Source organism: Streptomyces sp. AJS327 (genome assembly GCF_013450295.1).
In the GTDB taxonomy this organism is placed as follows: Bacteria; Actinomycetota; Actinomycetes; order Streptomycetales; family Streptomycetaceae; genus Streptomyces.
Window position 1 is genome coordinate 1,904,415 of sequence record NZ_SKBR01000002.1, and the last position, 11,069, is coordinate 1,915,483.

At 71.9% G+C, this 11,069-nt stretch carries 6 protein-coding genes; 3 read left to right on the forward strand and 3 right to left on the reverse strand.

Annotated features, from left to right (window positions below; genetic code table 11):
- Positions 1-6 precede the first annotated feature (6 nt).
- Positions 7-534: an Lrp/AsnC family transcriptional regulator gene (locus E0L36_RS17425; RefSeq protein ID WP_219636589.1), complete on the forward strand. Its 528-nt coding sequence runs from the start codon at positions 7-9 to the stop codon at positions 532-534.
- 173 nt (positions 535-707) lie between these two features.
- On the opposite strand, the gene E0L36_RS17430 is transcribed toward E0L36_RS17425, so the two are convergent.
- Positions 708-2,144 (reverse strand): cytosine permease, encoded by a 1,437-nt coding sequence (locus E0L36_RS17430; RefSeq protein WP_180929897.1) that lies wholly within the window; start codon positions 2,142-2,144, stop codon positions 708-710.
- 14 nt (positions 2,145-2,158) lie between these two features.
- Positions 2,159-2,305, reverse strand: a complete 147-nt coding sequence (locus E0L36_RS17435; protein WP_180929898.1) for a hypothetical protein — start codon at positions 2,303-2,305, stop codon at positions 2,159-2,161.
- Between the two features lie 610 nt (positions 2,306-2,915).
- On the opposite strand from E0L36_RS17435, the gene zapE reads away from it, so the two are divergent.
- Both zapE and E0L36_RS17445 read left to right on the forward strand, forming a co-directional pair.
- The gene (zapE, locus tag E0L36_RS17440) at positions 2,916-3,983 is read left to right on the forward strand and encodes a cell division protein ZapE (protein ID WP_180930084.1); all 1,068 of its coding nucleotides are present in this window, start codon (positions 2,916-2,918) and stop codon (positions 3,981-3,983) included.
- Between the two features lie 62 nt (positions 3,984-4,045).
- The gene (locus E0L36_RS17445; protein ID WP_180929899.1) at positions 4,046-9,589 is read left to right on the forward strand and encodes a type I polyketide synthase; all 5,544 of its coding nucleotides are present in this window, start codon (positions 4,046-4,048) and stop codon (positions 9,587-9,589) included.
- An 84-nt stretch (positions 9,590-9,673) separates the two neighbouring features.
- Here the strand turns inward: E0L36_RS17445 and E0L36_RS17450 are convergent, their stop codons facing one another.
- A complete protein-coding gene (locus tag E0L36_RS17450) occupies positions 9,674-10,900 on the reverse strand; it encodes a cytochrome P450 (RefSeq protein ID WP_219636590.1) in 1,227 nt (408 codons plus the stop codon).
- Positions 10,901-11,069 lie beyond the last annotated feature (169 nt).

Sequence of the window (11,069 nt, forward strand, 5' to 3'; positions counted from 1 at the left end):
ACACCCGTGAGATGGACGAGTGGCAACGCAGACGACGAATCCCTGCCCGAGACCAACGAGAGCGTGCTGGACTCGACCGACAGCAGGATTCTGAACCTGTTGCAGCTCAACGGCCGTATGTCCTACCGGGAGATCGCCCGGAAGCTCGGGGTCTCCGAGGGCACGGTGCGCGGACGGGTCGGCCGGCTCCAGTCGGCGGGCGTGCTGACCATCGCCGCGATCGCCGACCCCTTCAAACTCGGTTACAGCGTCCTGGCGTTCACCCTGCTCAAGGTGGACCTCGGTCAGCAGCAGTCGGTCATCGACGAGCTGACCACCTGGGACGAGGTCACCTACATCTCCTCCTGCACCGGCCGTGCCGACCTGTACGTGCAGTTCGTGTGCCGCAACCGCGACCACCTGTGGCAGCTGCTGTCCCGTCGCCTGCCCTCCGTCGAGGGCGTCACCGACGCGGAGACCTTCCAGGAACTCAAGATGCACAAGGTCTCCTACGTCTACCCCACCATCGGCGAGGGCGCCGCGGCCAGCGAGTAGGCGAGGACCCGTGCGGCCGCTCCGTCCGTCAGGCGGGGTCTCGCTCGGACGTCCGCCGCGCTCAGCCCGCCCGGGTGGTCCGGGCGGGCTGAGCGGAGGCACTGGCCAGGGAGGCCGCCTCACGTACCGGCCCCATGCCGGAGCCCTCCGCGAGGGACCGTCACCGGGGCGGGTCAGGTCTTCGGTGCCACGGACACGTCCGTCACCGGTTCCGCGCCGCCCTGCTCGGAGCGCTCCAGGCGCCTGCTCCACAGCCGCCCCAGCACGGTGTAGACCACCGCCGCCACCAGCACGGCGGGCAGTGAGGCGGTCAGGTACTTGAACAGGTCCGACCGCGGTTCGTAGGTGACGGGGTTCAGCAGCAGCTGGTAGGTCAGGCTTCCCAGCGCGAGGGCGATGATTCCGGCGGGGTTGAATCCGCCCAGGTACCAGTAGCACGAGGTCGAGTTGTGGCGGTACAGGCCGGAGATCCGCAGCGATCGGCGACGTCCCATGAGGTACCAGTCCGCGATCTGGATGCCGACCATCGGCGCGATCATCAACCCGATGAAGGCCATGAAACGGTCCACGTTGTCGTAGAACTCCGTGGCGAAGAAGAGGACGACCACCAGCATCGGCGACAGCACGACCGCGGCCACCACCCTCCACCGCAGACGACTGCTCACTTGCGGAATCTGGAAGACACCCAGTGTGGCCACGTAGGCCCCGACGAGCGTCGAGCCGATGTTCGCGAAGGCCACGAAGAGCAGGACGATGACACCCCCCACGTCACCGGCCACCTTCGGGGCCCAGACGGTCGGATCCGCCTCGCCGGTGGTCAGCGAGGAGTACAGGCTGACGATGGCCACCACGACCCAGGCGACACCCAGCCCCAGCATGGATGGCAGCACCGCCTTCCGCGCGGTGTCGACCATCCGCACCATCCCGCCCATGTACGTCCACCAGCCCCAGGTGCTGACGATCAGCAGCTCGACGACCGAGGTGTAGTTGAGCAGCCGGTCCGGGGAGGGGGCGAGCGGCTGGGCGGAGAAGATCTCGCCGGACCCGTGCGCGCGGAACAGCACGACCAGCAGGTAGACCGCCATCAGGGAGATGGCGATGGCGATGACGGGGCCGACCTTCTGTAGCGACTTGGCCCCTCGGCTGACGAGTATCCACACCAGCACGATGCCGACCACGGAGAACACCGTCGCCGCGGTCGATCTCGCGGAGGAGTCGATCAGGCCGGTGACCTCCAGGATGGATGCCGCGGACCGTCCGAAGAAGATCATCAGGACCGCGTTCCAGCCCAGGGCCGTGGCGTACTGCATGAACAGCGCGAGGTAGCTGCCCCGGATACCCAGCTGCGGTTTGGTCGAGATGACGGTCTCGATGCCGTGCTTGGTGCTGACCGGAATGGTGGCCAGGGTGACGAGCAGCTGGCCGATCAGGCCGCCGGCGAGCATGGCCGCCATGCCCATCTTGGCGTTGAGGTACGACGCGGAGGAGCCACCCACGACGAAGGACCACGTCGCGATCCCGGCCGTCGCGCACACCGTGCCCAGCACGAATCCGTTCCAGTTCCGCTCACCGAGGGGAACGGGGAGGCTGGACCTCGGAATCCTGATCATCCCCGACCCGCCCTTCACAGCCACCCTCCGATCAGCAGCAGGGCGGGCAGCAGGACGCCGAGCAGCCCGAGCAGGACGTAGTCCGCCCGGTACAGCTCGTCACCGACCGGAGCGGAGTCCAGTTCCGTAGGATTGAGCAGAATGATCTCTTCGTCGGACATGGGGGCTCCCGTCTCAGACGCCGACGCGAGCGCGGACGCCGCGCTCACCATCCATGCCGCGTAACAGGATGAGGCTTTGATTACGCGTTCATGGCGAGAGAATGGCACTGGTTGCGCGAATGGTCAATGGATTCCCGGGTTGACACCCAGTCCGCGTAGGCGAGGGGGATGTGGGCGGGCGAGGTGACCGTGGCCGGATGAGTGCGAGGGAACGCGTGCGGCCGGGGGTCTGGTGGCCGCGTGGGTACGCCGGGCCGGCTGACGTGGCGACGGGACGCGCGGTGCCGCCCGATCCGGCGGCCGAGGGTGGGGGATCCGGGCCCGTGCTGAGGGCGCGGCGGTCCGATGCCGTCCGGGACGCGGGGGCGGGGCCGCCGCACCCCCGGCTCCGCCCGCCGTGGGGGTCAGCTGGGTGCGGGGCGCCCGGCCGTCCGTGCGACGTCCCGGTTCATGTCGTTCCACCTGGTGGGCACCGGTGGCCAGCGGTGGAGGTGATGATCGTCACACCTCCCGGCTGGCATTGGCGCGGTCATGAGGCTCTGGCACCATGTCGCCGTCCGACGCGTGCACAGGTATCGAAGTGGATCGGGGAACGAGGATCGGCACCGTGATGGAGAAGGTCGAACTCGCCGCGACACAGGCGGGCTTCACCCTCGATCCCGCCCAGCGCACCGCGGCCGGGCGGCTGGCCCGGCTCGACGCGGAACTCACCCGCAAACGCCGTCTCTTCGGCGCCAACCCGCCTCCCCGGGGCGTCTACCTCTGGGGACCGGTCGGACGGGGCAAGAGCTGGCTGGCCACGGCCTTCTTCGAGGCCGTCGACGTACGGCAGAAGCGCCGGGTGCACTTCCACGAGTTCTTCCGCGAGTTCCACGCCGCCTATGCGCGTCACCGCGCCGACCGCCGCGCCTGCGAACTCGCCGTGGCCGAACTCCTCGACGGCTGCCGCTTCCTGTGCTTCGACGAGTTCCACGTACACGACCCGGGCGACGCGATGATGATGGGGCGCGTCCTCACCTCGCTCTTCGAGCAGAACATCACCCTGCTCACCACCTCCAACTACCCGCCCGCCGGGCTGATGCCGAACCCCGTCTACCACCACATGGTCGAGCCGCTCATCACGCTGCTCGAAAGCTCCATGGACACCGTCGAGGTGGCCGGACCCACCGACTACCGCGCCGAGAGCCGCCCCACGGAAGCGCGGACCGAGTTCCAGCGCGGTGGGTATCTCTGGCCGGGCACCGCACGGCAGTTGACGGCCGCCGGACTCGTACGACCCGGACCGGACGAGCGGTGCGGCGTCGAGACCGGCGGTCGCGAACTCCCCGCACTCGCCGTGCGGGAAGCGCAGGTGTGGTTCGACTTCGCGGAACTGTGTGACGCGGCGACCTCCACCATCGACTACCTCTCGCTCGCCGACCGTTTCGACCACTGGGTGCTGTCCGGGCTTCCCCGGATGACCGGCGGCAGCCGGGACGCGGCCCAGCGCTTCGCCAACCTGGTCGACGTCCTCTGTGACCGCGACGCCCGCTTCCATCTGATCGGCGAGGCACCCCTGGAGGAGTGCCTGCGCGGCGAGGCACTGCCCATCGACATCAACAGGACCGCCAGCCGCCTCCGGCTGCTGCCGGTGCTCGCCGCCCCCGAGGACGTCGGGGCGGCCGCTGCGGACGCATGAACCGGCGCGCCGGGAACCTCTCCGGCTCCGCCGACGCACGGTTTCCGAGAAAGGCGAAATCCATGGCGGCTGAAGAGAAGCTGCGGGACTATCTGAAGCGCGCGACCGCCGAACTACAGCATGCGCGGCAGCAGTTGCACGACATCGACGAGGCGGCGCACGAGCCGGTCGCCGTCGTGGGCATGGCCTGCCGCTATCCGGGCGGCGTCGCCTCGCCGGAGGACCTGTGGCGACTGGTCGACGAGGGCACCGACGCCATCGGTCCCTTCCCGCGCGACCGTGGCTGGGACGTCGAAGGGATCTACGACCCCGACCCGGACCGCGTCGGTCACACCTACACCCGGGAGGGCGGCTTCCTCCGGGACGTCACCCGCTTCGACGCCGGCTTCTTCGGGATCAACCGGCGTGAGGCGCTGGCCATGGACCCCCAGCAGCGCCTCCTGATGGAGACGACCTGGGAGTCCGTGGAGCGCGCCGGGATCGACATGACCACCCTGCGCGGCAGTGACACCGGAGTCTTCGTCTCGGTGATGTACCACGAGTACGCGGGACTCCTCGAAGACCGGCCGGAACTGGCCGGCTACGTGATCAACGGCAGCGCGGGCAGCATCGCCTCCGGCCGCGTCTCGTACACCTTCGGCTTCGAGGGCCCGTCCGTCACCACCGACACCGCCTGCTCCTCCTCACTGGTCAACATCCACCTCGCCGCCGAATCGCTCCGCCGCGGCGAATGCTCGCTCGCGCTCGCGGGCGGCGCCACCGTGATGCCGACCCCCGCCTCCTTCATCGAGTTCAGCCGCCAGCGCTCGCTCTCCCCGGACGGCCGCTGCAAGGCGTTCTCGCAGGAAGCGGACGGCACGGGCTGGGGCGAGGGGGTTGGCGTGATCCTCCTCGAAAGACTCTCCGCCGCGCGCCGGAACGGCCACCCCGTGCTCGCCGTCATCCGTGGCTCGGCGGTCAACCAGGACGGCGCGAGCAACGGCCTCACCGCGCCCAACGGGCCCGCACAGCAGCGCGTCATCCGCACCGCGCTGGAGAACGCCCGGCTGCGGCCCGACGAGATCGACGCGGTGGAGGCACACGGCACCGGCACCGCGCTCGGCGACCCCATCGAGGCCCAGTCGCTGCTCGCCACCTACGGCAGGGAACGGGCCGAGGGCCGCCACCTCTGGCTCGGTTCGCTGAAGTCCAACATCGGCCACAGCCAGGCCGCCGCCGGCGTCGGCGGTGTCATCAAGATGGTGATGGCGATACGGGCCGGGGTCCTGCCGAAGTCCCTGCACTGCGAACGGCCCACCGACCACGTTGACTGGAGCGCGGACACCGTCCGGGTGCTCCAGGAGCCCCGCCCCTGGCCGGAGACCGGACGGCCACGCCGCGCCGCCGTCTCCTCCTTCGGGATCAGCGGGACGAACGCCCACGCGGTACTGGAGGCGGCACCGGACTTCGCGGAGCCCGAGCCCGAACGTCCCGTCACCGCACCGCTGTTCACCGCGCCGTCCCCGCTCCAGTTCGTCCTGTCCGGCGCCACTCCGGCCGCCCTGGGCGACAGCGCCCGCGCCCTGCGCGAGCGTCTCACCACCGCGCCGCTTCCCGAACTGGGCTCCCTCGCCGCCGCGTTGACCGAAACCCGCGCGCTGCACGAGCACCGCGCGGTCCTCACCGCTGCTTCCGCGGACGACCTCACCGCCTCCCTGGACGCGCTCGCCGCCAGCGAGCCGCACCCCGGGATCACGGAGGGCGCGGCACTCGGCGGGGAGCCGCGCCCCGTCTTCGTCTTCCCCGGCCAGGGCTCCCAGTGGCCCGGCATGGCCGTCCAACTCCTCGACTCCGCCCCGGCGTTCGCGGACCGGGTCGCCGACTGCGAGAAGGCGCTCGCACCGTACGTGGACTGGTCACTGACCGAGGTGCTGCGTGGCGCCCCCGGCACTCCCTCCCTGGAACGGGTGGACGTGCTCCAGCCCGCCCTCTTCGCGGTGATGCTCGGCCTCGCCGACCTCTGGCGCGCCGCCGGAGTCGAACCGGCCGCCGTGGTCGGGCACAGCCAGGGTGAGGTGGCCGCCGCCGTGGTGGCCGGCGCGCTCACCCTGGACGAGGCCGCCCGGGTCGTCGCCCTGCGCAGCCAGGCGCTCCTGGAACTCTCCGGAACCAGCGGCATGGCCTCGGTGGCGCTGTCCACGGAGGCGGTACGCGCGCACCTCGCGCCCTGGGAGGACACCCTCTCGGTGGCCGCCGTCAACGGCCCCAGCTCCGTGGTGATCTCAGGCGACGCGGACGCGCTCGAAGCGGCCCTGGCCGCCTTCAGCGAGGCCGGTGTCTGGGCACGCCGGGTCAACGGCGTGGACACGCCCGGCCATTCGGCGGCGATCGACCAGGTACGCGACCGGATGCTCGACGCCTTCGCCGAACTCGCCCCTCCCGCCGTCGACACGCCGTTCTGCTCCACCGTCACCGGAGGCTTCCTGGAGACGGACGAACTGAACGGTGACTACTGGTACCGCAACATGCGCCGCACCGTCCGCTTCGAACCGGCGGTGCGCGCCCTGGCGGCCGCGGGCCACACGCACTTCCTGGAGATCAGCCCGCACCCGGTCCTCCACGTCGGACTGCGTGAGACCTGCGAGACGGCCGACGCCGGACAGGTCTTCGTGGGCGAGACCCTGCGCCGCGGCGAGGGCGGCCCCGCGCGGTTCACCGCCGCCCTCTCCCACGCCCACGTGCACGGCGTCCCGGTCAACTGGGCGGCCCTGCGGGGCGGTTCGGTCCCAGAGCCGATCGACCTGCCCACCTACCCCTTCCAACGCGAACCCCTGTGGCCGGAGACCGGCGCCGGACGCGCCGACGCCCCCTCACTCGGCCTGACCGGCGCGGGACACCCGCTGCTCGGCGCCGCGGTCCCGCTGCCCGGCAGCGACGGCCACCTGATGACCGGCCTGCTCTCGCTCTCCTCGCACCCGTGGCTCGCGGACCACGCCCTGCACGGTTCCGTGCTGCTCCCCGGCACCGCCTTCCTGGAACTGGCCCTCCACGCCGGTGCCACCATCGGCTGCCCGCGCGTCGACGAACTCGTCCTGGAGGCACCCCTGTTGCTCCCCGAGCGCGGTGGGGCGCAGATCCAGGTGGCGCTCGCCGCCCCGGACGCCGAGGGCCGCCGCCCCGTCGAGGTGCACGCCCGCCCCGCCGGGGACACCGAAGCCGACGCGGCCTGGACCCGGCACGCCACCGGATCGCTCGCCCCCGCCACCCCGGCCACCCCCGGCCTGCCCCAGACCAGTTGGCCGCCCACCGGAGCCCAGCCGCTGGAACTTGAGGAGTTCTACGCCGGGTTCGCCAGCAAGGGCTTCTCCTACGGTCCCGCCTTCCAGGGCCTGAAGGCGGCCTGGCGGCGCGGCGACGAGGTCTTCGCCGAACTGGAGCTGCCGGACGAACTCCACGGCCAGGCAAGCGCGTTCGGCCTGCACCCGGCCCTGCTCGACGCGGTGCTCCAGTCCGTCTCGCTCGGCCCCACCGGAGACACCGGGGACTCCGGTGGCCGGTTGCCCTTCGCCTGGCACGGCGCCGAACTCCGCGCCTCCGGCGCCCGCGCCCTGCGCGCCACCCTCACCCCCGCCGGTGAGGACGCCGTCACGCTGAGCCTGGCCGACCCCTCGGGGCTGCCGGTCGCCCGGGTCGAGTCCCTGGCGCTCCGCCCGGTGCGCAAGGGCCAACTCGCGGGTCTGCGCGGCGACTCGCTCTTCCGGATCGCCTGGGAGCGCCTCGGACGCCCCACAGCCACCACGAGTTTCGCGGTGCTCGGCGACACGGACCTCCCCGCCGACGGACCGCGGTACGCCGACGTCGCCGCCCTCACCGCCGCCCTCGGCGCCCCGGACGCCTCCGCCGACGCCCCCGACCTGGTCGCCGTCGCCGTCCCGGTCGGCCGTACGGTGCGCGAGGCGACCGCCGAAACCCTCACGCTGCTCCAGTCCTGGCTGGGCGAACCACGGCTCACCCGGACCCGGTTGCTTCTGGTCACCCGGGGCGCTGTCGCCCTGCCCGGCGAGACCGGCGCGCCCGATCCGGCCGCCGCCGCCGTGCGTGGCCTGGTGCGTTCCGCGCAGTCGGAGAACCCCGGCCGGTTCGTCCTCGTCGACCTGTCCCCGGCCGACGCTCCGTCCGCCGCGCCGCTCGCCGACGCCGCCGCCTCCGGCGAGCCGGAGGTCGCCGTCCGGGACGGGGAACCGTTCGCGCCACGGCTCGCCCGGGCGGCCGCCGCCGAACCGGTCGAACTCGACCCCGAGGGCACCGTTCTGATCACCGGAGGGACCGGCACCCTGGGCGCCGCCGTGGCCCGGCATCTGGTCGCCGAGCATCGGGCCCGGCGGCTGCTGCTCGTCAGCCGCGGTGGTTCGGCGCCCGAACTCGCCGCCGAACTACGGGAGATGGGTGCCGACGTACGGGTCGCGGCCTGCGACGCGGGGGACCGCGAGGCGCTGGCCGAACTGCTCTCCTCCGTACCGGCCGAGCATCCGCTCACCGCCGTGGTGCACGCGGCGGGCGTCCTGGACGACGGGGTGGTGGACTCGCTGACCCCGGAGCGGTTCGAAGCGGTGCTGCGGGCCAAGGCGGACGCCGCGCTGCACCTCGACGAGCTGACCCGGGACGCGGACCTCCGCGCCTTCGTCCTGTTCTCCTCGGCCGCCGCCCTGTTCGGCGCCCCCGGCCAGGCCACCTACGCCGCCGCCAACGCCCTGGTGGACGCGCTCGCCCAGCGCCGCCGGGCTGAGGGGCGCCCCGCGATCTCGATGGCGTGGGGGCTGTGGGCCGCCGCCAGTGGCATGACGGGGCACCTGGACGGGGCCGCGCTCGCGCGGATCGAACGGGACGGCCTGCGGGCCCTGTCCACCGAGGACGGACTGGCCCTCTTCGACGCCGCCCTCGGCCACGAGGAGGCGGTGCTCGTCCCCTTCCGGCTCGATCTCGCGGACCTGCGCCGCGGCGCCGCTGGCGGCGGCGTCCCGCCGCTCTTCCGCGGCCTGCTGCCCGCCCCGGCCGCCCGCCGGGACGGTACGGAGGTGACGCCGGAGGTCAGCTTCGCGCGGCAACTGGCGGGCGTGCCCGAGCCGGAGCGACGGCGGGTGCTGCTCGACCTGGTCCGGGGACACGCCGCGGCGGTCCTCGGCCTGCCGGGCGCCGCGGCGGTGGAGGAGGGCAAGGGCTTCTTCGACCTGGGCCTGGACTCGCTCACCGCCGTCCAGTTGCGGAACCGGCTCGGCGCCGCGGTCGGCCTGACCCTGCCCACCACCCTGGTCTTCGACCACCCGACACCGGCCGCCCTCGCCGCCCACCTCCTCGACCAGCTGACGGTGACCGGGGAGGACCCCGCCGTACTGGGTGAGCTGGACGGGATCGAGACCGCCGTCCGCGCCCTGGTGGAAGCGGGCGGGGAGGACGGCACCCGGGCCAGGCTGCACGAGCGCCTGACCGCGCTCGCCGCGCTCTGCGCCGCGCCCACCGCGTCGGGGACGGTATCGGAGGGGGTCCCGGAGGGCGGCGTCGAGGCGCTCGGCACGGCGTCCGCGGACGAGATCTACGACTTCATCCAGAAGGAGTTCGGTACCTCCTGAGCCCGGCCCCGGGCGTCCGGGCCCGGGGAGGATCGTGTGCACGGCCGGTGCCGGACCCCCGCGTGGTGGCCGGCACCGGCTCGCTCAGCCCTTGCTGAGGCGGACCGGAAGCCGCTCCAGGCCCTGCATCATGAAGCTCCTGCGCCAACGCAACTCGCTGTCGGGAACGGCGAGTTCGATGTCCGGGTAGCGGGTCAGGAGGTGGCGCAGGGCGATCTCCAGCTCCAGCCGGGCCAGCGGGGCCCCGACGCAGTAGTGGACGCCGTGACCGAAACCCAGGTGCCCGGTGGGGGAACGCCGCACGTCGAGCTGGTGGGGGCAGACGAACTGGGTCCCGTCCCGGTTGGCCGAGCCGAGCAGCACCGAGACGTACTCACCGGTGCCGATGGTGACGCCGCCCAGTTCGAAGGGCTCGGTGGCGAAGCGCAGCGTGGCACGGTTGCCCGGCCCCTCGTAGCGGAGGAACTCCTCGTTGGCGCCCGGTATGAGCGAGTGGTCGTCGCGCAGCGCGGCCAGCTGCTCGGGGTGGTTGAGCAGGGCGCGCAGCCCGTGCCCGATCATGTTGACGGTGGTCTCGTAGCCGGCCACGACCATCAGGAAGACGGTGGAGACCAGCTCCACGTCGGACAGCCGCTCCTCCTCGTCCCGGGCCTGGATCAGCGAACTCACCAGGTCCTCGCCCGGACGCTCCCGCTTCCGCGCGATCATCTCGGTAATGTGCTTGCCGAACAGCGCCATGTTGTCCCGGGCGTTCTCGTTGTCGTCCGACATGATCGCGGCGGTCAGCCCCACGAGCACCGGGAAGTGCTCCTCGTCGATGCCGAGCAGCTCACCCAGCACCCGGACTGGGAAGCGTGAGGTGTACTCCGCGACCAGGTCCACCGAGCCGTCCGGGGACGCGGCGGCTACGGCCTCGGTGGCGTCGAGCAGCTCCGAGCTGATCGCCTCGATGACCGGTTCCAGCTTCTTCACGCTGCGGACGGTCAGGGCCTTGTTGACCAGTTTCCGCAACCGAGTGTGATGGGGCGGGTCCATGTTGAGCATGTGCTGGCCCACCGAGCTGTGCTCGGCACGCGGGATGCCGCCCTCCGTCATTTCCCGGTCGAAATAGCCGAGTTGGACCGAGGCGTCGAAGTCCTTGGAGAGCGAAGGGTGGGTGAGCGCCGTGCGCGCTTCCTCGTAGCTGACCACCGCCCAGACGCGCAGGCCGCTGGGGAGCAGCATTCGGTGCACCGGGCCCCCGGACTGCAACGCCTGGTACGCGGGGTAGGGGTTGGTGAGGAACTCGTCGTCCATGATCGGCAAACTCACCCGGAACTCCTTTGTCGGTATTCGGCTGCGGTGGGGGCCGTCGGCCGGAGTGTCCGCCTCCGGCTGTGGTGAATGTCCAGAAAAGGTCGCCCTCTTCCTCGGTGAACTGTCGCCCGCTTCGGCGTCGACGGCAGCTACGGGAAGGGTGCGCCCGTGATGGCTGGAGGGT

Bases quoted from the DNA above. Each gene is read 5' to 3' on its own strand.
- E0L36_RS17430 (WP_180929897.1), bottom strand. From the start codon at position 2,144: ATGATCAGGATTCCGAGGTCCAGCCTCCCCGTTCCCCTCGGTGAGCGG.
- E0L36_RS17435 (WP_180929898.1), bottom strand. From the start codon at position 2,305: ATGTCCGACGAAGAGATCATTCTGCTCAATCCTACGGAACTGGACTCC.
- zapE (WP_180930084.1), top strand. From the start codon at position 2,916: ATGGAGAAGGTCGAACTCGCCGCGACACAGGCGGGCTTCACCCTCGAT.
- E0L36_RS17445 (WP_180929899.1), top strand. From the start codon at position 4,046: ATGGCGGCTGAAGAGAAGCTGCGGGACTATCTGAAGCGCGCGACCGCC.